This window comes from Kosakonia sp., assembly GCF_032104925.1.
GTDB lineage: Bacteria > Pseudomonadota > Gammaproteobacteria > Enterobacterales > Enterobacteriaceae > Kosakonia.
In genome coordinates this window covers 69,943-88,782 of record NZ_DAMCGF010000010.1, presented here as the reverse complement: position 1 = coordinate 88,782, position 18,840 = coordinate 69,943, and the positions used below count along the sequence as shown (strand labels likewise).

Annotated in this window: 23 protein-coding genes; 9 read left to right on the top strand and 14 right to left on the bottom strand. The window is 53.6% G+C overall.

Features of this window, described 5'->3' with window-relative positions:
* Positions 1-6: 6 nt before the first annotated feature.
* On the top strand, positions 7-516 hold the full coding sequence (gene cheW, locus RT644_RS18380) for a chemotaxis protein CheW (protein WP_020454851.1): 510 nt from the start codon (positions 7-9) through the stop codon (positions 514-516).
* Between the two features lie 13 nt (positions 517-529).
* Here cheW and RT644_RS18375 read toward each other — a convergent pair whose 3' ends face one another.
* From RT644_RS18375 to RT644_RS18365, 3 genes are all read right to left on the bottom strand, one after another.
* A complete protein-coding gene (locus RT644_RS18375; protein ID WP_313627482.1) occupies positions 530-928 on the bottom strand; it encodes a hypothetical protein in 399 nt (132 codons plus the stop codon).
* Positions 929-952: 24 nt separating this feature from the next.
* Positions 953-1,336 carry an MW1434 family type I TA system toxin gene (locus tag RT644_RS18370; protein WP_313627480.1) on the bottom strand — a complete coding sequence of 128 codons (384 nt, stop codon included), beginning with the start codon at positions 1,334-1,336 and terminating at the stop codon, positions 953-955.
* A 211-nt stretch (positions 1,337-1,547) separates the two neighbouring features.
* Positions 1,548-2,801: a FliC/FljB family flagellin gene (locus RT644_RS18365; protein WP_020454849.1), complete on the bottom strand. Its 1,254-nt coding sequence runs from the start codon at positions 2,799-2,801 to the stop codon at positions 1,548-1,550.
* Positions 2,802-3,338: 537 nt separating this feature from the next.
* Here RT644_RS18365 and fliD point away from each other — a divergent pair.
* The 3 genes from fliD to fliT are packed head-to-tail and all read left to right on the top strand — an operon-like array spanning position 3,339 to position 5,601.
* On the top strand, positions 3,339-4,817 hold the full coding sequence (gene fliD / locus RT644_RS18360) for a flagellar filament capping protein FliD (protein WP_313627477.1): 1,479 nt from the start codon (positions 3,339-3,341) through the stop codon (positions 4,815-4,817).
* Positions 4,818-4,862: 45 nt separating this feature from the next.
* A complete protein-coding gene (gene fliS, locus RT644_RS18355) occupies positions 4,863-5,270 on the top strand; it encodes a flagellar export chaperone FliS (protein WP_020454847.1) in 408 nt (135 codons plus the stop codon).
* A complete protein-coding gene (gene fliT, locus RT644_RS18350) occupies positions 5,263-5,601 on the top strand; it encodes a flagellar protein FliT (protein WP_020454846.1) in 339 nt (112 codons plus the stop codon). The genes fliS and fliT overlap by 8 nt, the downstream gene beginning before the upstream one ends.
* 57 nt (positions 5,602-5,658) lie before the next feature.
* Here fliT and RT644_RS18345 read toward each other — a convergent pair whose 3' ends face one another.
* The 11 genes from RT644_RS18345 to fliE all read right to left on the bottom strand — a co-directional run bounded on the left by RT644_RS18345 (position 5,659) and on the right by fliE (position 13,395).
* Positions 5,659-5,787: a flagellar protein FlhE gene (locus RT644_RS18345; RefSeq protein WP_313627474.1), complete on the bottom strand. Its 129-nt coding sequence runs from the start codon at positions 5,785-5,787 to the stop codon at positions 5,659-5,661.
* A gap of 19 nt (positions 5,788-5,806) precedes the next feature.
* Complete coding sequence (locus RT644_RS18340) at positions 5,807-5,935, bottom strand: flagellar protein FlhE (protein ID WP_313627472.1); 129 nt, start codon at positions 5,933-5,935, stop codon at positions 5,807-5,809.
* A gap of 18 nt (positions 5,936-5,953) precedes the next feature.
* Positions 5,954-6,082 (bottom strand): hypothetical protein, encoded by a 129-nt coding sequence (locus RT644_RS23665; protein WP_409521884.1) that lies wholly within the window; start codon positions 6,080-6,082, stop codon positions 5,954-5,956.
* Between the two features lie 18 nt (positions 6,083-6,100).
* A complete protein-coding gene (locus RT644_RS18335) occupies positions 6,101-6,508 on the bottom strand; it encodes a flagellar protein FlhE (protein WP_409521883.1) in 408 nt (135 codons plus the stop codon).
* A gap of 85 nt (positions 6,509-6,593) precedes the next feature.
* Positions 6,594-8,696, bottom strand: coding sequence for a flagellar biosynthesis protein FlhA (gene flhA, locus RT644_RS18330; protein ID WP_020454842.1), 2,103 nt, complete (start codon positions 8,694-8,696; stop codon positions 6,594-6,596).
* A complete protein-coding gene (gene flhB, locus RT644_RS18325; RefSeq protein ID WP_269231937.1) occupies positions 8,696-9,841 on the bottom strand; it encodes a flagellar biosynthesis protein FlhB in 1,146 nt (381 codons plus the stop codon). Before flhB ends, flhA begins: the two co-directional genes overlap by 1 nt.
* 33 nt (positions 9,842-9,874) lie before the next feature.
* Positions 9,875-10,534, bottom strand: a complete 660-nt coding sequence (gene cheZ / locus RT644_RS18320) for a protein phosphatase CheZ (protein WP_020454840.1) — start codon at positions 10,532-10,534, stop codon at positions 9,875-9,877.
* A gap of 3 nt (positions 10,535-10,537) precedes the next feature.
* The gene (gene cheY, locus RT644_RS18315; RefSeq protein ID WP_020454839.1) at positions 10,538-10,927 is read right to left on the bottom strand and encodes a chemotaxis response regulator CheY; all 390 of its coding nucleotides are present in this window, start codon (positions 10,925-10,927) and stop codon (positions 10,538-10,540) included.
* 41 nt (positions 10,928-10,968) lie between these two features.
* On the bottom strand, positions 10,969-12,015 hold the full coding sequence (locus RT644_RS18310) for a chemotaxis response regulator protein-glutamate methylesterase (RefSeq protein ID WP_044489461.1): 1,047 nt from the start codon (positions 12,013-12,015) through the stop codon (positions 10,969-10,971).
* Positions 12,016-12,020: 5 nt separating this feature from the next.
* Positions 12,021-12,848: a CheR family methyltransferase gene (locus RT644_RS18305; RefSeq protein WP_313627563.1), complete on the bottom strand. Its 828-nt coding sequence runs from the start codon at positions 12,846-12,848 to the stop codon at positions 12,021-12,023.
* A 211-nt stretch (positions 12,849-13,059) separates the two neighbouring features.
* Complete coding sequence (fliE, locus tag RT644_RS18300) at positions 13,060-13,395, bottom strand: flagellar hook-basal body complex protein FliE (protein ID WP_020454836.1); 336 nt, start codon at positions 13,393-13,395, stop codon at positions 13,060-13,062.
* Between the two features lie 241 nt (positions 13,396-13,636).
* Between fliE and fliF the strand changes: the two genes are divergently transcribed.
* Genes fliF through fliJ form a run of 5 tightly spaced genes read left to right on the top strand, consistent with a single transcriptional unit; the run spans position 13,637 to position 18,840 of the window.
* Positions 13,637-15,334, top strand: coding sequence for a flagellar basal-body MS-ring/collar protein FliF (gene fliF, locus RT644_RS18295; protein ID WP_020454835.1), 1,698 nt, complete (start codon positions 13,637-13,639; stop codon positions 15,332-15,334).
* Entirely contained in the window at positions 15,331-16,317 is a 987-nt protein-coding gene (gene fliG / locus RT644_RS18290; RefSeq protein WP_020454834.1) for a flagellar motor switch protein FliG, read from the top strand. The genes fliF and fliG overlap by 4 nt, the downstream gene beginning before the upstream one ends.
* On the top strand, positions 16,304-17,017 hold the full coding sequence (locus tag RT644_RS18285) for a flagellar assembly protein FliH (RefSeq protein ID WP_044489458.1): 714 nt from the start codon (positions 16,304-16,306) through the stop codon (positions 17,015-17,017). The genes fliG and RT644_RS18285 overlap by 14 nt, the downstream gene beginning before the upstream one ends.
* Positions 17,014-18,381 (top strand): flagellar protein export ATPase FliI, encoded by a 1,368-nt coding sequence (gene fliI / locus RT644_RS18280; protein ID WP_020454832.1) that lies wholly within the window; start codon positions 17,014-17,016, stop codon positions 18,379-18,381. Before RT644_RS18285 ends, fliI begins: the two co-directional genes overlap by 4 nt.
* A gap of 15 nt (positions 18,382-18,396) precedes the next feature.
* The gene (fliJ, locus tag RT644_RS18275; protein WP_313627464.1) at positions 18,397-18,840 is read left to right on the top strand and encodes a flagellar export protein FliJ; all 444 of its coding nucleotides are present in this window, start codon (positions 18,397-18,399) and stop codon (positions 18,838-18,840) included.

Sequence of the window (18,840 nt, the reverse complement as noted above, 5' to 3'; positions counted from 1 at the left end):
TAAGAAATGAATTTATCTAACACAGACAAACAGTTAACCGGTGATAACACGGGTAATGAGTTCCTGGTCTTCCGCCTGGGCAATGAAGAGTACGGCATTGAGATCCTCAAAGTTCAAGAGATCCGTGGTTACGACCGCGTTACGCGCATCGCCAACACGCCTGCGTTTATTGCCGGTGTGACCAACCTGCGCGGCGTCATCGTGCCGATTGTCGATCTGCGCGTGAAGTTTGAACTGGCTTCCGCCGAGTTTGACGACAATACGGTGGTGATTGTGCTGAGCCTCGACAGCGGCCGGGTGGTCGGGATTGTGGTTGACGGCGTTTCCGATGTGCTGGCGCTCAATGCCGAGCAGATCAAACCTGCGCCGGAATATACCGTCACGCTCTCCACGCAGTATCTGCTGGGTCTTGGCTCGCTTGATGAGCGCATGCTGATTCTGGTCGATATTGAAAAGCTGCTGAACAGCGAAGAGATGGAACTGATTGAGCGCGCGACCGAGACCTCATTTAGCTAATTTGTTTTACTTTTTATACGCGCTGTACCTTACGGGCCTTTCCAGACGGAAAGGCTTTTTTTTTGCCTTTTCGCAACGTGATCGATCGCCAGGTGATATAAACCCGAATCATTCTGCCCAACTGGCTTTTCAGATACTCTTGCATGTTGTAGGCATCATTGCTGGTTTTAACGTCGTCAAAGTAAAAAAGTACCAGATGTTCATTCGTCGCGGCAAAAGTCTCAACCCTAAAGCCATGAGAAAGGTAATAAGCAGTATCACCAGGCAGGACATGTATTCCTGCAATATTGTCAGCCGTTAATGGCTCATTGTTTGCAAGAGTGTAGGTGGTAAAGAATATGGCGAAGTGGCATTTAGCGGGGGTGAGTTCAGGTAGATACCCCGTCCTGAAATTCACCACATTAGCAATCAACTCAGGTGCCTGAATAATCGTTACCTAACTTTTAGCTGCATATGTTTCTCCCTCTCCTCCAGTGAGAACGATAACCTCCATATCAAATATCAATTTCCCGTTGTCGCCAGGCTCATCAACCCTGCTCCAGCCCGTCGCTTCCATATCTTCATGCGTTGCAACCCAGGGAACAAAATCCTGTTGCGCATTGCATAGCTCGATATTGGGCAAATAGTTAAATGGTGTGCCAACCGTTATACCTGCCGCCGCACGCCAGTCATTTTCAACCACCACCTGTTCTGTTAAGCCTGGATTTCTGACGAGGTACATTCCTGCATCATGCCATACGCCTCTGCTGACCCGGTTACCAGCCTGAAGCTGTAATATTGCCCATGCGAATGAACCTTCTGGTGCGGTTAAATCTGCCATGACTACTCTCCTTTAAACGGAATATAAAAAAGAGAGCCAGCACGGAAATAAAAGATAGATGAAGGTTCTGATAACGCGTTTTAGTCAACGCGGTGCAGGGCGGTTATTACTGATAGGAAGTGAGGGGTAAATTGCAGGCAATAAAAAACCCGCCCGGGCGAATGGGCGGGTGGGTAAAAAGCAGGCCGGAGCCTGCCGGAAACACCAGAAATTAACGCAGCAGAGACAGTACGTTCTGCGGAACCTGGTTAGCCTGAGCAAGTACAGAGGTACCAGCAGACTGCAGGATATTCGCGCGGCTCATTTCGGAAACTTCAGAAGCGAAGTCAGCATCCAGAATACGAGAGCGAGACTGAGACAGGTTGTTAACGGTGTTGTTCAGGTTGCTGATAACAGAAGCGAAACGGTTCTGTACCGCACCCAGACCAGAACGCAGTTCGTCAACCTGAGCCAGCGCTTCGTCGATTTTGGTCAGAGGATCGGTGGTTGATGGTTTAGTAGAAACAGCTTTACCGGTATCGGTTACGTCCCAAGTGGTGGTATCGATTTCTGCTTTGGTCAGTTCACCGTTAGCATCTTCGATGTAGTAGTTACCTTTACCATCGTCCATCAGCGTACCAGTGATGCTACCCATGTTAACGGCCTGGTCTTTCATGATGTTTTCACCATTCAGGCTACCGACTTCGTTTACACCCGTTGCTGCTGTAGATGAGTTAAAGGTAATAGCACCAGTAGTGGCATCAGTTGCGGTCACTTCGAACAGGTCAGAACCGACTTTTGCATAGGTTTTACCGTCATCACCTTCAACGATATCGTCAACAGTAGTTGCTTTAGTACCCGTGGAGGCGTCGGTAAATTTGGTTTTGTCGTAGTCAAGACCACTATCAACTTTAACGGTACCTGCTGCGGCAGTCAGATCAGCTTTGTTAACACCGTTGCTGATAGAGAAGCCGTCCATACCCAGGGTGCTTGCATCCATTTTGCTCAGTTCGATATCGATAGTCTGGCCATCGTTAGAACCAACCTGGATAGACAGGCTCTGATCTTTGCTCAGTACTTTCACGCCGTTGAACTCAGTCTGTTCAGAGATACGGTTGATTTCAGACAGACGCGCGTCGATTTCGTCCTGGATGGACTGACGGTCAGAATCAGAGTTGGTGCCGTTCTGCGCCTGTACAGACAGACGACGGATATTCTGCAGGTTGTCGTTGATTTCGTTCAACGCGCCTTCAGTGGTCTGCGCCAGAGAGATACCATCGTTGGCGTTACGGGAAGACTGGCTCAGGCCGTTGATGTTCGCAGTGAAGCGGTTAGAGATTGCCTGACCTGCGGCATCGTCTTTTGCGCTGTTAATACGCAGACCAGAAGACAGACGTTCAATTGCAGTACCCAGAGAGCCCTGAGATTTATTCAGGTTGTTTTGGGCGACGAGGCTGAGTGCGTTGGTGTTAATAACCTGGGACATGGGGTTTCCTTATACACAATTTACTATACAGAGTATGGTTATGCGTCATTTCGTTCGCATACTTAATAAATCGGCCTTATAAAAAATGACTAAAATCTTTTGCGCGAAAAACTTTTTTATTCGCTGGCCGTTTTTTGTTTTTTCATGGGGTTTTGGTGCTATATCGTTGATATTTTATGCGCCTTTGCCGTTTATGTTTTAAATTGCCAACAAAACCGCGCGTATTTTGCCTAATTACTTTTTTGGATTTTTTCTTTGAATTTTAATGGGGCATCTCTGCTATATAAGGAAGGCGTTTTTATTGCACGCAAAGCGATAAATTGCCGTCAATTTTGTCGCTAATTATCAGGAATGGTTTTTCGCTTCTTTATGTGCGGTGTTTGCCCTTTTGTAAACGGCCTGAATTGTTGAGAATAGCTGATGAAAAGTGGAGATTCCTTTATAGGGGAATGAAAGTAAAAAATTCATCTTTTATTTTCCCGCGCCGATAGCTTAATAGAGAATTACCGCAAATATACATTTCCGACAGGAGAAGAAATGGCTATATCATCATTAGGGGTTGGTACTGGCGGGATTGATACGGCGTCGATGCTGGATCAGCTGAAAGCGGGCGAACAAACGCGCCTGACGCCGTATACCAACCTGAAAAAAAAGTACGACTCGCAAATCTCGGCCTGGGGCCAGATTTCAAGCCTGCTGTCGAACCTGCAAAAAAGCGTCACCACCATGGGCGGCGACGCGTTTAGCAAAATGACCGTCAGCGCTAACGAAGCCTTTTCCGCTGTCGCGGGCACCGGCGCGCAAGCCGACAGCCACTCGGTAACGATCTCGCAGTTAGCCACCGCGCATAAACTGAAAACCCAGCCGCAAACCGATGCCGATACCGCACTCGGTGCGAAAACCTCTGGCGGTACGCGCACCATCACTATTACCCAGAACAACGGGAAAACGATGGACGTTGAGCTGGCTGATGATGAAACCTCGCTGAACCAGATTGCGAAAGCGATCAATAAAGAGAAAGGCGATGTGAGCGCATCCGTTCAGCGCACCGATGACGGTTATCAGCTGGTACTGAGCTCGAAAACAACCGGCTCCGAGGGGCAGATGAGCGTCAAAGTTACCGGCGATGCTTCGCTTGCCGGTGTGCTGGATACGTCGAATGGCGGCCAGCATATTGACGATCAGGGCCAGGTGGTTAACGACCCGGGCCAGACCGATAACATGGTCTCCGTTTCCGATGCGAAAGACGCGAAATTGCGCGTCGATGGCTCTGACTATACGCGTTCAACCAACAACATCACGGACATCATCGATGGCGTGACGCTGAACCTGAAAAAAGTCTCGGAAAACGGTGAATCTGAGCAGCTTACGCTGACCAGCGATACCTCGGCGATTAAAACCAGCCTGCAAGATTTTGTGAAGCAATACAACGCCTTGCTGGATAAGACCTCTGCCGCGAGTAAATATGTCGCCGCGGATACCTCCGGCCTTGGCGATGAAGACGTTGCCACGCAGAGTTCCAAGAGCGGTGCGCTGATGGGCGATTCCACCCTGCGCGGTCTGGTGAGTGAAGTTCGCTCTGCGGTGAACGGTGTTTACGGCGATGCGGATGCCACTTATGCATCACTGGCGGATCTCGGTATCTCGATTGATGCCCAGACCGGTCAGATGACGCTGAATGAAGATACGCTGGATGAAGCGATTGCCGACAACCCGGAGCAGATTGCGAACATGTTCTCCGGTCGCGGCGCGAACGAAGGGCTGGCGACGTCGCTGGGTTCGATTCTGAAAGAGTACCTCGGCGATAGCAAAACCAAGACCGACGGTATAATTGATACCGCGACCGAGAGTCTGGAAACCCAGTCCAAAATCGCCCAGACCCAGATCGACAAAACGCAGAAGCTGATTGACGCCCAGGTTGAGCGTTATCGCGTCGAGTTCCAGAATCTGGATACCGTGATGTCGAACATGAACAACATGAGCAGCCAGTTGTCCTCGCTGCTTGCAACTCTTTAATTTTTGTTATCAGCAGGCCTGACGGCCTGCTTTCAGGAGCCGCATATGTATGCATCTCAGGGCACTAATGCCTATGCGCAGGTATCACTGCAAAGCAAATTAGCGGGCGCGACACCGCATCAGTTAATTTCCATGCTGTTTGATGGCGCCCACAGCGCTATTTTGCAAGCCTCTATCTATTTTGAAAAAGGCAACGTTGCCCAGCGCGGAAAAATGATTTCTAAAGCGATTAATATTATCGACAACGGACTGCGTGCCGCGCTCGATCATGAAAAAGGTCAGCATATTGCCGCCGATCTCGAACAGATGTACGAATATATGTCGCGCACATTATTAGAAGCGAATTTGCGTAACGAACCTGAGCCGTTAAAACATGTCGACAGCCTGTTAATGAAACTGGCCGCCACATGGAAAGAGATTGAGCCGGTACAGAAGCGAGTGCGTTATGGCTGAGAGTATTTTGCAGTATTACCATGAATTGTTTGAAATGAACGTAGCGATGCTGGAGATGACGAAACAGGCTCGCTGGGATGACTTCGTTGAAGTCGCATCGGATTATGTTATTAAGAAGCAGGATATTTTAAATCATAGTACCGATGCGCTTTCAATGATGGTGAAAGACGAATTGAAGATACTGTTAAAAGAATTGCTGGCGAATGAAGCGGAAATAACGCGGAATTTACAGGCGCGTCTTAATACTCTTAAACAGAATTTATCCTCCATACATCGTGGTGCCCGTTGCAGTCAGCTTTATTCCCAACATCAAGCCCCTTCACTGCATTAATCATCCCCAAAAGGCTAGCGGAACAGCATTTGTCCGCATAGCCTTTCGTTTTTCTGATTAGCGATAATTTACGGTTAACTGATTACGTACAACGTTGAGTGCCGGCCTTAGCTGGCCGAGGCTGTCGACGGAGTAGATAAAGCGGAACTCACCATTCGCCGCCAGCGGCACAGCATTTATCCGCATAGCCTTTCGTTTTTTCTGATTAGCGATAATTTACGGTTAACTGATTACGTACAACGTTGAGCGCCGGTCTTAGCTGGCCGGGGCTGTTGACGGAGTAGATAAAGCGAAACTCACCATTCGCCGCCAGCGGCACAGCATTTGTCCGCATAGCCTTTCGTTTTTCTGATTAGCGATAATTTACGGTTAACTGATTACGTACAACGTTGACCGCCGGCCTTAGCTGACCGGGGCTGTTGACGGAAGAGATAAAGCGGAACTCACCGTTCGCCGCCAGCGGAACAGCATTTGCCCGCATAGCCTTTCGTTTTTCTGATTAGCGATAATTTACGGTTAACTGATTACGTACAACGTTGAGTGCCGGTCTTAGCTGGCCGGGGCTGTTGACGGAGTAGATAAAGCGGAACTCTCCGTTCGCCGCCAGCGGCACATCAATGCGCCGCTCGCCGCTCAGGGCAGGCAGCGGAATGCATTTATCGATGCGGCAGAGTTTAATGACCAGCCCCGGCGGGGGAGGGGAGAGCAGCGTAATACGCCATGAAATACGCACCGCTTGCGCCGAAGGAGAAAGGGATTCGGGAGAGAGCAGCGGGCGTCCACGCAGTAACTGCTTACCGGTAGTGACGCTGCCGCCAGCGGATGAGGCGCTCCAGGCGCCTGTTGTTTGGGCGGACGCCGCAGGGGATGCCTGTAGCGCCAGAAGAAGTAATACCACTGATTTCATTAGTTTTTGCCAGTTGCAGCCGTCGTTTGTGCGGACGCCGCAGGGGATACCTGCAGCGCCGGAAGAAGTCATACCCGGGATTTCATTAATGGGTGCCAATGACCGCCGTCATTTGCACGGTCTTGTTATTGCTGATTTCCAGCGTCGACAATACCGCCAGTTGCGGGAACGCACGACGCAGGAAACGTGACACCATGGTGCGCAGCGCCGGGTTAACCAGCAGCACCGGCGAAACGCCGAGCGACTGCTGTTCGGTAATGGCGCGGTCGGCCTGACGCATCAGGTTTTCGGCAATACCCGGCTCAATCGCGCTACCGCTTTGCAGGGACTGGATCAGCAGTTTTTCCAGCGACGTATCCAGACCGATCACTTTGATGTCATCGTCATTGCGGAACCACTGCGCGGTGATCGCGCGGCCCAGGCGAATACGCACCTGCGAGGTCAGCTCATCCGGATCGTTTTGCACCGGCGCATATTCCGCCAGCGTATCGATGATGGTTCGCATATCGCGGATAGAAACGCGTTCAGAGAGCAGGTTCTGCAACACTTTGTGGAACAGCGTCACCGAAATCACCCCAGGAATTAAATCTTCCACCAGCTTCGGCATCTCTTTGGTGATGCGGTCGAGCAACTGCTGGGTCTCCTGGCGGCTGAACAATTCATCCGTATACAGCGTGATCAAGTGGTTCAGGTGCGTGGCGATAACCGAGCTTGGGTCAACCACGGTAAAGCCCTGAATTTGCGCCTGTTCACGTAATACTTCATCAATCCAGCAGGCGGGCAGGCCAAAGGCCGGATCGACACACGGCGTACCGGGCAGCTCACCCTCGGCATAACCCGGGTTGATGGCCATCCAGCGTTCCGGCTCCATGGTGCCGCTGCCGATTTCCACGCCTTTAAGCAGAATGCGGTAGTCACCAGGCGCCAGATCGAGGTTGTCGCGAATATGGATCGCCGGTGGCAAAAAGCCCATCTCCTGCGCGAATTTCTTACGGATACCGCGCACGCGCACCAGCAGTTGCCCGTCCTGGTCACTATCAACCAGCGGGATCAGGCGATAGCCCACTTCCAGACCCAGCACATCTTCCATTTCAACATCTGCCCATGAGGCTTCGGCCGAGGCCTGCTCGTTGGCGGCCAGCGCGCTGGCGCTGTCTTTATCTTCGGTCACGGCGCTGCGACGGCCCGGGTTTTTCATTTCGCGACCGCGCAGCCACCAGGCAAGCCCCAGCAGGATGGCAGTGAACATCAGGAATACCAGGTTCGGCATCCCCGGGATCAGCCCCAGCAGACCAATTACCCCGCCGGAAAGCAGCATCACGCGTGGGTTGTTGAACAACTGGCCGACCATCTGTTCCCCAATGTCTTCATCATTGGAAACACGGGTCACAATCACACCGGCGGCGGTGGAGATGATCAGCGCCGGGATCTGCGCGACAAGACCATCACCGATGGTCAGCAGGGTGTAGGTTTCGCCCGCTTCCGCCACGCTTAAGCCGTGCTGCATTACACCGATGATCAAACCGCCGACGACGTTAATCGCCATGATCAGCAACCCGGCGATGGCGTCACCACGTACGAATTTACTGGCACCGTCCATCGAGCCGTAAAAATCAGACTCCTGGGTCACTTCGCTACGGCGGCGTTTTGCCTCCGCTTCACCAATCAGCCCGGCGTTAAGATCGGCATCAATCGCCATCTGCTTACCTGGCATCCCGTCCAGCACAAAACGCGCGCCCACTTCGGCGATACGTCCGGCACCTTTGGTGATAACCATAAAGTTGATGATGATAAGAATGGCGAACACCACGATACCGATAGCGAAGTTGCCGCCGACCAGGAAGTGGCCGAAGGCTTCAACCACCCGGCCCGCTGCGGCGGCACCGGTGTGGCCTTCCATCAGAATGATACGCGTGGAGGCAATGTTCAGCGCGAGGCGCAGCAGGGTCGAAAACAGCAACACCGTCGGGAACGCGGAAAACTCAAGGGTTTTCTGCGTAAACATCGCCACCATCAATATCATCAGCGACAGCACGATATTAAAGGTGAACAGGGTATCCAGCAGAAATGCCGGCAGCGGCAGCACCATCATTGCCAGAATCAGCATGATCAGCACCGGGCCTGCCATGATTTGCCACTGTGTCTCTTTAAACGCGGGTAAGCGTAATTTGCTGGCGATATTAGCCATCAGTTTGAACTCTCATGTACAAAATCCATCGACTCAGGAACCGCGAGATCCCTGGGCTGCTTCGGCGGAACGCCGCCGTTGTTGCGCCACCGACGCAGGCCATAAACCCAGGCCAACACTTCTGCGACGGCGCTATAAAGCTCGCCTGGGATCTGTTCGCCAATCTCACAATGGCGATAGAGCGCACGGGCAAGCGGTGGTGCTTCGAGCATCGGGATGCGGTGTTGCGCCCCCAGCTCGCGAATTTTTAAGGCAATATCGCCGGCGCCTTTGGCCAGCACGACCGGCGCGCTCATCCCGCCTTCTTTATAAGAGAGGGCGACAGAGTAGTGCGTCGGGTTGTTGACGATGACATCCGCTTGCGGGATATCGCTCATCATTCGGTTTTGCGCCGCCGCACGCTGCATCTGTTTAATGCGGCTCTTAATGTGCGGATCGCCTTCACTCTGTTTAAATTCGTCGCGGATCTCCTGACGGCTCATCCGCAGCTTTTTCAGGTTGCTGGTTATCTGATAAAAAACGTCATAACCCACTACCGGTAACAGGAAAAAAATCACCATCATCAGGCAATCCAGCGTCATGCTCATGGCATGCGCGATGGCCATCGGCAGTGCTTCGTTAACTAGCTGAATGAAATGCGCTTTATTCTTGTAGATGTAGAGTGCGAAGGCGCACGCGACCAGCACGACCTTCAGGCACCCTTTGAGCATTTCTGATAACACCTGGGCGGAAAACAGACGTTTGAACCCCGAAAGCGGCGAGATCCGCTTCAGATCGAGCTTCAGCGATTTACCGCTCAGGTTGACGCCGCCCAGCAACATCGGCGATACGATCCCGGTGACAAACAATCCCAGCAAAATGGGCAGCAGCGCGTTGCTCATCATCTCCAGCAAATAGCGGGTCTGATGAAACATCGACTGCTCATCCATTACCGACAGCCGGTTGAGTACCAGGCCGGTTCGCAATAACTCCAGCAGTTGCCGGGCAAACTGCGAACCGCCAGAGAGCATAAACGCCCACCCGGCCAGCAACATCAGCAGCGAACTCAGCTCTTTCGAGCGGGGGATCTGCCCCTCTTCACGCGCTTTCTGTTTTCGCTGGGGTGTGGGTTCTTCTGTTTTTTCTACATCACTCTCTTCTGACATGATTTGCTCAGCGGCGCGGCGAACCGCGCACCGTTAGAACCCCAGACTGTCGAGCAGGTCGTCGACCTGATCTTGCGACGCCATAACACCCGCTTTGCTGCTGTCAATTTGCGGGCCATTGACCAGCATGGCGGCTGTTTTTGCTTCCGCTTCCGCCTCTTTCTCCTGCTGGAGTGATTCCGGCACGTAAGCCAGCAGCACCTGAATCAGCTCTTTCTCGACCATTTCGATAAGCAGCATCATGCGGCGGATCACCTGGCCGGTAAGATCCTGAAAATCCTGTGCCATCATGATTTCCATCAGATGCTCGTTGGTCTGGCGGGACATCATCGGCGCCTGAACGAGGAACTGGCGGGTATCCGTGACCAGCTCTTTGGCGACCGGCAATTCCACCGGATCGGCGAACCAGGCATCCCAGCGGGCGGAGAGATCTTCCGCCTGCGCGCTAATTGCCTCCTGCTGCGGGCGCGCTTCTTCCACACAGGTCAGGACGCGTTCAGCCGCCTGCGCCGTTTTCGCTACCACGTAGTTCAGGCGTTCACGCGTATCGGGGATCGCCTCTGCCGCTTCAACAATGGTGCGGTCCAGACCTAAGTCGACCAGGCTGTCGCGCAGCAGTCGTGTCAGTTGTCCGACACGGGAGAAGATGCTTTTAAAGTCGTCTTCTGGCTGCGTATTTTCTAAGCCGCTCATCGGTTACCACCCGATTTTTTCAAAGATTTTGTTGAGCTTTTCTTCCAGCGTTGCGGCGGTGAAAGGTTTCACCACATAACCGCTGGCACCCGCCTGCGCGGCCGCGATGATGTTCTCTTTCTTGGCCTCTGCGGTAACCATCAGCACGGGCATTTTGTTTAAATTCGCGTCGGCGCGGATTTCCGTCAGCAGCTGTAAGCCATCCATGTTCGGCATGTTCCAGTCGCTGATAACGAAATCGAACGCGTCTGCACGCAGTTTGTTCAGCGCGTCCAGGCCATCTTCGGCTTCTTCAACACGGTTAAAGCCAAGGTCTTTCAACAGATTGCGAACGATGCGGCGCATGGTGGCGAAATCGTCAACAACGAGAAAGCGTAAGTTTTTGTCTGCCATTCTTTTTTTCCTGAATAAGAGAGAACGAAGTAGGTGAAAAATTAAATCCTGCGCGCCTGACCGGCAGAACGCTGAAGGATGTGCTGACCAATTTGTTCCAGATCGACGGTTTCACAGGCGGCGTTGTGCGCAATCGCTTCGCGCGGCATGCCGAAGACCACGCAAGTGCGTTCACTCTGCGCGATGGTCCACGCTCCTGCCTGGCGCATGGCCAGCAGCCCGGCGGCACCGTCGCTGCCCATCCCTGTCAAAATGACGCCGATGGCGTTTTTCCCGGCGCTTCGCGCGACGGAATGGAACAGCGCGTCCACCGAGGGGCGGTGGCGGTTAACCGGCAAATCATCACTCAGCGCGACGTGATAGTTCGCCCCGCTGCGCGTCAGCTCCATATGAAAAGCACCGGGCGCAATGTAGACGTGACCAGGCAGTACGCGCTCGCCGTGTTCCGCCTCTTTCACCGACATCTGGCACAGATGGTCCAGCCGGTTGGCAAAGGAGCGGGTAAAACCAGGCGGCATATGCTGGGCGATAACAATGGCCGGGCTCGTCGCCGGCAACGGTTGCAACAAGTGGCGCAGCGCTTCGGTGCCACCCGTGGAAGAGCCAATGGCGATAATCTTTTCGCTGCCCACCAGCGGCGCTCTCATCACGCGGGGTGGTGCCACTTTCGTTTCGCTGCGCCGGATACGCGCTTTGGCCGCCATGCGGATTTTGTCGGCAATCATGTCGCTGTATTGCGCCATGCCTTCTTTTAAGCCCATCTGCGGTTTGGTGATAAAGTCCACCGCGCCAAGCTCCAGCGCGCTGAGCGTAATATCGGAGCCTTTGCTGGTGAGAGATGACAACATCACCACCGGCATCGGGCGCAGGCGCATCAGCCTTTCCAGAAACTCCAGCCCGTCCATACGCGGCATTTCCACGTCCAGCGTCAGCACATCTGGGTTGTGTTGTTTAATCAGATCGCGCGCGACAATCGGGTCCAGCGCCGTGGCGACCATTTCCATATCCGGCTGCTCGTTAACGATGTGCGTCATGATCTTGCGGATCAGTGACGAATCATCAATGCATAACACCTTGATTTTTCTCATTTACATTAATCTCCAAGGCGATAGACAGACTGCCCGAGCAGACGAAACGGGCTGGTTAAATTTTGAAAATGTTCCGAGTGGCCAACAAACAGCAGCCCGCCGGGTTTCAGTATTTTCGCGAAGCGCTGCAGCAGCTTCTCCTGGGTGTTCTGATCGAAATAAATCATCACGTTACGGCAAAAAATGGCATCGAAAGGCGCGGGAATATCCCACTGCGCATCAATCAGATTGAGCTGGCGAAACTGTACGGTGCTGCGAAGTTCGCTTTTGATTTTCACTCTGTTTTGATGCTCGCCCGTCCCGCGCAAAAACCAGGTGCGTTTTTGCTGTTCGGTCAGGTTGTCGATATCACTTAACCGGTAAACCCCGAGGCTGGCTTTCTCCAGTACATCGGTATCAATATCGGTGGCCAGCACGCGCGGGCCGGTAATGCTGCGCCCCAGCGTCTCTTCCAGCGTCATGGCGATTGACCACGGCTCTTCGCCGGTCGAAGCCGCCGCGCACCAGACGTTGTAGCTGCCGTTTCTGGACTGGGCATGCCGGGCCAGCGTCGGGAAGTGATACGCCTCGCGGAAAAAAGAGGTCAGGTTGGTGGTCAGGGCATTCACAAATACCTGCCACTCGTCACTGCCTGGATTCGCCACCAGCCGATCGGTGTAATCCTCAAAACTTTTTAAATTCAGCTCCCGCAGACGACGGGAGAGGCGGTTATAAACCATGTCGCGTTTTTGCGCGGTAAGGACAATACCGGCGCGCTGGTATATCAATTTGCTGATTTTTTCTATTTCACTCTCGGTCAGCACGATGGCTGCTTGTGGAGCGTGCGGAGTCATGGAACGCATATTTTTCTGACAATCAATAATAATGTTGACGGTAATTCACTGGTTTATTGCGCACACACGTATTCGCAAATGATGAGTCACTCATCACCCGATAAATACGTGTGTGCTGTTAAATCTTAATAAGAAATATCCAGGATGATTCGGGTGTGAAAAATAGCAACCATATTTCCGGGGTAATCGGCATTAAGATAATACTTAGCGGTTATACCGGCATATTCATAATATCTTGATATGCATTTACTAATTTGTTGCGTACCTGAATACCAAGATTTAATGCCAGCGATGATTTTTGCATTGAAACCATCACATCGTTTAAGCCAATACCTTCGACACCGGCCAGATAAGCCTGTGACTGGGTTTTAGCGGTGGTCTGCATTTGGCTAATATTGTTAATACTGTTAAATAAAATATCAGAGAATTGTGACTTATTCTCGACATTACGGTTCGAAGTAAAGGGGTTCAGCGCGGATGCGTCTGAGACTTTTCTGGCCTGGGACTGAATCTGATCCAGTACCCCGCCTATTGCATTCATAGACATAGAAAACAACCTTAGTAGTAATTAGCCGTAAGCTTATCATGTGGCTCGAAAAACGACATAACCTGAATAGCTGACACAAATTTCACCTTTTTACCACTTAGAAAATGGCCTGTTTTGTAGATAATACGTAACCAGGAATTCCCCTGGGAAATACTTTGCATTTACTTATTTCATACCAAATGAGGCGAGCCGTAATGCTTTTTAATTTTTATTGCGGCGATCACTTTTACAGGATATTGGCATGACTGCCACGACCCAAAGCAGTAACAAGAAAGGCATTGTCGATATTAAGGCACTGCTTGATAATATCCGGCTTAATCCCCGGATGATATTTTTCATTGCCGCCGCAGCTGCTATTTCCATCGTAATTGCACTGCTGTTCTGGGCTAAAGAACCTGACTACCGCGTTCTGTACAGCAATATTAGCGAGCAGGATGGCGGGGCGATCGTCACGCAACTGAAACAGATGCAGATACCGTACCGCTTTGCGGAGATCGACGGTTCTATTCAGATACCCGCTGAGCAGGTGTATGAAGTGCGTCTCAAGCTGGCCCAGCAGGGGCTGCCGAAAGGTGGCGCAGTGGGCTTTGAACTGCTTGATCAGGAAAAATTTGGCATCAGCCAGTTTAACGAACAAGTGAACTTCCAGCGTGCGCTGGAGGGCGAGCTTTCGCGCACCATCGAAACGCTTGGTCCGGTCAGCGCGGCGCGTGTGCATTTGGCAATGCCGAAGCCGTCCCTGTTTTTGCAAGATCAGAAACAACCTTCCGCGTCGGTGACGCTGACGTTGATCAGTGGCAGAACGCTGGATGCCGGGCAGGTGAGTGCGATTTCTTACATGATTTCCAGCGCCGTGCCGGGTCTGAGCGCCGATCGCGTGACGATTGTCGATCAAAGCGGACACCTGATGACGCAGAGCGGCGAGCAGGCGACGCAGACCACGCAGCTGAAATATACGCGCAAAATTGAAGCGGAATACCAGAATCGCATTCAGGCCATCCTGGCACCGATTGTCGGCGCGCAAAACGTCAGAACGCAGGTGACCGCGCAGGTTGACTTCACGCAGCACGAACAAACGGCCGAGCAGTACCAGCCCAACAGCCGCCCGGAAGATATGGCGATCCGCAGCCGCCAGAGCAGCAATGCCGAGCAGGGCGGTAAGAGTGCGGTAGGTGGCGTACCTGGTGCGTTAAGCAACCAGCCGCCTGCACCGGTTTCGGCGCCGATTGAGCAACCGGCAGCGCAGCAAACCAATGGGCAAGGCGCGACCAATGCCAACGCCAATGCGAACGCAACCGCGACGCCTGCCACACCGGCGACGCCATACAACAAGCAGAGCGATGAAACCACCAACTATGAAGTGGACAAAACGCTCACGCATATCAAGCGCAGTACCGGTACGGTGGAACGCCTCTCTGTTGCGGTGGTGGTGAACTATGTGGCTGGCGCAGACGGTAAAACTGCCGCGCTCAGCAAAGATAAGCTCGACCAGATCAACGCGCTGGTGAAAGAGGTGATGGGCTACTCCGACAAACGCGGCGATACGCTGAATGTCGTGAATACCCCGTTCAGCACTGAGGCCGACGAACCGCCGGTTCCGCTGTGGAAACAGCCTGAAGTCATCAAACTCATGATGTCTGGCGCCCGTTATCTGTTTGTAGTGTTGATCGCCTGGATCCTGTGGCGTAAAGCGGTACAGCCGTTCTGGACGCGCCACCAGGAGATGCTGTTACAGCGTATGGAAATGGAAAAAGAGGCCCGCCAGGCCGAGCTGGAAGAGCAAATCCGTAAGCGTCAGAGCGCGGAAATGGCGAAAGCACAGCAGCGCGTTGAGGCGGAACAAGGCGCGCAGCAGCTGCGTGAAATGGCCGATCAGGAGCCGCAGGTTATCGCGCTGGTTCTTCGCCAATGGTTGAATAAGGAACAGAAGTCGTCATGAACGCCGCCCAGAAAAGCGCCATAGTCATGCTGACGCTCGGTGACGAGCGTGCAGCCGAAGTGTTTAAGCACTTGAATACCCATGAAGTTACGTTAATCAGTAGCGCCATGGTCCACATCGGCAGTTATACCCACGATCAGCTGGGCACGGTGATGAAAGAGTTCCGCCGTGATTCGGGTGAGTTTGCCGTGCTGGATGTGAATACCAACGAATACCTGCGCAGTGCGCTGGTGAAAGCGTTGGGTGAAGAGCGGGCGAATTCGCTGCTGGAAGATCTGCTGGATGCCAACGATGAGCGTAACGGTATTGAGACGCTCAACTTTATGGAACCGCAGATGGTCTTTGACCTCATCCGCGATGAGCACCCGCAGATTATCGCTACCATCCTTGTGCATCTGAAACGCAGCCAGGCAGCCGATCTGCTGGCGAAATTCGATGAGCGCGAACGTAACGACATCATGCTGCGTATCGCCACCTTCGGCGGCGTGCAGCCGGTGGCGTTGCAGGAACTGACCGAAGTGCTGAACAACTTGCTGCACGGTCAGAACATCAAGCGCAACAAGATGGGCGGTGTACGTCCGGCGGCGGAGATCCTCAACATGATGAAATCCCACCAGGAAGACGCGGCTATCGAAGCGGTGCGCGAATACGACCAGGAGCTGGCGCAGAAGATCATCGACGAGATGTTCCTGTTCGAAAACCTTGTCGAAATGGAAGACCGCAGCATCCAGCGTATTTTGCAGGAAGTGGATAACGAATCGCTGCTGGTGGCACTCAAAGGCGTGGACGACGCGTTGCGCGATAAGTTCTTCCGCAATATGTCCAAACGTCAGGCCGATATTATGCGTGACGATTTGAATTCCCGTGGCCCGGTTCGTATGTCGCAAGTCGAAAACGAGCAAAAAGCGATCCTGTTGATTGTCCGTCGTCTGGCAGAAACTGGCGAAATCGTGTTGGGTGGAGGCGACGATGTCTACGTCTAAGCACCAGTGGAAGTCCTGGCAGCCAGAAAATCTCCTTCAGGAGTCATTCGGTCAGGAGAGCGAGTTGCGCGAGGCTGTACCGGCAGGCGATCCGGCGACGGAAGCGGCGATGCAGGTAGAGTTGTCGCGTCTGCGCAAACAGGCCGAACAAAAAGGCTTTGCCCAGGGGCAGGCGCAGGGGCTGGAAGCAGGAAAAAAACAGGGCTACGAAGAGGGTTTTGCGCAAGGCCGGGAAGAGGGCGCAGCGCAGGGCGCGGCGGAATACCGTCAGCAACAGCAGAAGCAGACCGATGAGTTCGCCCAACTGTTTGATAACGTCAGGATAACGCTCGATAGCCTCGACAGCGTGATGCCTGCGCGTCTGGTGCAGGTCGCCCTGATGGCGGCGCGCAGTTTGTTGGGCGAAAGCGTGGTGTCAACCTCGACCAACGCCTGGCTGATGACGCGCATTCAGCAACTGCTGCATGAAGACACGTTGCAGCAAGGCAATGTGCAGCTGTGGGTCAGCGCCGAAGAGTCTGCCGCTGTGCAGGAGATGCTGGGCTCGGTGCTGGAAGCCCGTGGCTGGGAATTGCGTACCGATGCGCAAATGCTGCCGGGCGGTTGTCGGTTAACCACCGACGGCGGCGAGCTGGACGCAACCACGGAAACCCGCTGGAACGAGCTGTGTAATCTGAGTCGTGAGGGCTTCGCGCTATGACCACCCGGCTAAAAAAGTGGCTTGATGGCATTGACCTGCGCGAGCACAAAATGGCGGAACTGCCGCCGTTTCGCCGCTATGGTCGGCTGACGCGCGCGACCGGTCTGGTGATGGAAGCGGTCGGTCTGAAATTGCCGATCGGCACGCTGTGCATTGTCGAACGCGAGACCGAAACGGGCATTCAGCGCGTGGAGAGCGAAGTGGTGGGATTCAATGCCGAAACCCTCTATTTGATGCCGCTGGAAAACGTCGAAGGCGTACTGCCTGGCGCCAGAGTGTATGCCTTTGGTAACAACGTTAAAGGCAAACTGCTGCCGCTGGGACCGGAATTGCTGGGGCGCGTGCTGGATGCCAGCGCGCGTCCGCTCGATGGCCTGCCGCCGCCGGGGTCGACCGATCGCGGGCCGCTGTTTACCGCGCCGTTTAACCCGCTGCAGCGCGATCCCATCAAAAACGTGCTCGACGTGGGTGTTCGCGCGATCAATGGCTTACTGACCGTTGGCCGCGGCCAGCGTATGGGGCTGTTCGCCGGTTCCGGCGTCGGTAAAAGCGTACTGCTGGGCATGATGGCGCGTTTCACCAAAGCGGATGTCATCGTCGTCGGGTTGATTGGCGAGCGTGGCCGTGAGGTGAAGGATTTTATCGAGAACATTCTTGGTAAAGAGGGGCTTAAACGTTCAGTCGTTATCGCCGCACCGGCGGATGTGTCGCCGATTCTGCGTATGCAGGGCGCGGTCTACTGCACGCGTATCGCCGAAGATTTTCGCGATCGCGGCCTCGATGTGCTGCTGATTATGGACTCCTTAACCCGTTACGCGATGGCGCAGCGTGAAATTGCGCTCGCCATCGGTGAACCACCCGCAACCAAAGGCTATCCGCCTTCGGTTTTCGCCAAGCTGCCTGCGCTGGTGGAACGTGCCGGTAACGGCACCAAAGGCGGCGGTTCGATCACCGCGTTTTATACCGTGTTGACGGAAGGGGATGATCAGCAGGATCCGATTGCCGACTCGGCGCGTGCGATCCTCGACGGTCATATTGTGCTCTCGCGCAGGCTGGCGGAATCGGGACACTACCCGGCGATTGATATCGAAGCCTCGATAAGCCGTGCGATGACCGAGCTTATCGAACCGGCGCATTACAAAAAAGTGCAGCGTTTTAAACAGATGCTCTCCTCTTACCAGCGTAACCGCGATCTGGTGAGCGTAGGCGCGTATGCGGCGGGCAGCGATCCGTTGCTGGATCAGGCGATTAGCCTGTACCCCAGCATGGAACGTTATCTCCACCAGGGAATTCATGAATCCTGTGATTATCCGACCTCCTGCGCGGAGCTTTCCGCGCTGTTTCCGGATGCCGGGGCGAACTAATGCGGATAGTGCGTAATGGTCAGCCATAACCCAATGGATGTACTGCGTGAACTGGCGGAAAAGAAGCTCAATGACACGACGGTACGGCTCGGTAGCGCTCGTCAGGCGCATGTCCAGGAGACTTCCCGGCTGGAGCAGTTGCGCACGTACTCGCAAGAATACCGTCAGCAAATGCAAACAACGCTGACGCAAAGCCGCGTTTCAATTATGGCGCTACAGACACAACAGCGATTTTTAACCTCTCTGGATGGGGTGGTTGAGCAACAGGTCAGGCGGGTTTCCGCCAGCCAGTTTGCCGTGGATAACGTGCAGGACGCCTGGAAAAAAGATAAGCAGCGGCTGAATGCTTTTGAAGCGCTGAAAAACCGTGCTGAAGCCCAGCGATTGTTAAAAGAGAACCGGCTGGAACAAAAGCTGATGGATGAGTTTGCCCGTCGCGCCAGCCAAAGGAACATATAA

Coding starts and splice junctions, on each gene's coding strand:
- cheW (WP_020454851.1), top strand. CDS start 7: ATGAATTTATCTAACACAGACAAACAGTTAACCGGTGATAACACGGGT.
- RT644_RS18370 (WP_313627480.1), bottom strand. CDS start 1,336: ATGGCAGATTTAACCGCACCAGAAGGTTCATTCGCATGGGCAATATTA.
- RT644_RS18365 (WP_020454849.1), bottom strand. CDS start 2,801: ATGTCCCAGGTTATTAACACCAACGCACTCAGCCTCGTCGCCCAAAAC.
- fliD (WP_313627477.1), top strand. CDS start 3,339: ATGGCTATATCATCATTAGGGGTTGGTACTGGCGGGATTGATACGGCG.
- fliS (WP_020454847.1), top strand. CDS start 4,863: ATGTATGCATCTCAGGGCACTAATGCCTATGCGCAGGTATCACTGCAA.
- fliT (WP_020454846.1), top strand. CDS start 5,263: ATGGCTGAGAGTATTTTGCAGTATTACCATGAATTGTTTGAAATGAAC.
- RT644_RS18345 (WP_313627474.1), bottom strand. CDS start 5,787: ATGCGGATAAATGCTGTGCCGCTGGCGGCGAATGGTGAGTTCCGCTTT.
- RT644_RS18340 (WP_313627472.1), bottom strand. CDS start 5,935: ATGCGGACAAATGCTGTGCCGCTGGCGGCGAATGGTGAGTTTCGCTTT.
- RT644_RS23665 (WP_409521884.1), bottom strand. CDS start 6,082: ATGCGGGCAAATGCTGTTCCGCTGGCGGCGAACGGTGAGTTCCGCTTT.
- RT644_RS18335 (WP_409521883.1), bottom strand. CDS start 6,508: ATGAAATCAGTGGTATTACTTCTTCTGGCGCTACAGGCATCCCCTGCG.
- flhA (WP_020454842.1), bottom strand. CDS start 8,696: ATGGCTAATATCGCCAGCAAATTACGCTTACCCGCGTTTAAAGAGACA.
- flhB (WP_269231937.1), bottom strand. CDS start 9,841: ATGTCAGAAGAGAGTGATGTAGAAAAAACAGAAGAACCCACACCCCAG.
- cheZ (WP_020454840.1), bottom strand. CDS start 10,534: ATGAGCGGCTTAGAAAATACGCAGCCAGAAGACGACTTTAAAAGCATC.
- cheY (WP_020454839.1), bottom strand. CDS start 10,927: ATGGCAGACAAAAACTTACGCTTTCTCGTTGTTGACGATTTCGCCACC.
- RT644_RS18310 (WP_044489461.1), bottom strand. CDS start 12,015: ATGAGAAAAATCAAGGTGTTATGCATTGATGATTCGTCACTGATCCGC.
- RT644_RS18305 (WP_313627563.1), bottom strand. CDS start 12,848: ATGACTCCGCACGCTCCACAAGCAGCCATCGTGCTGACCGAGAGTGAA.
- fliE (WP_020454836.1), bottom strand. CDS start 13,395: ATGTCTATGAATGCAATAGGCGGGGTACTGGATCAGATTCAGTCCCAG.
- fliF (WP_020454835.1), top strand. CDS start 13,637: ATGACTGCCACGACCCAAAGCAGTAACAAGAAAGGCATTGTCGATATT.
- fliG (WP_020454834.1), top strand. CDS start 15,331: ATGAACGCCGCCCAGAAAAGCGCCATAGTCATGCTGACGCTCGGTGAC.
- RT644_RS18285 (WP_044489458.1), top strand. CDS start 16,304: ATGTCTACGTCTAAGCACCAGTGGAAGTCCTGGCAGCCAGAAAATCTC.
- fliI (WP_020454832.1), top strand. CDS start 17,014: ATGACCACCCGGCTAAAAAAGTGGCTTGATGGCATTGACCTGCGCGAG.
- fliJ (WP_313627464.1), top strand. CDS start 18,397: ATGGTCAGCCATAACCCAATGGATGTACTGCGTGAACTGGCGGAAAAG.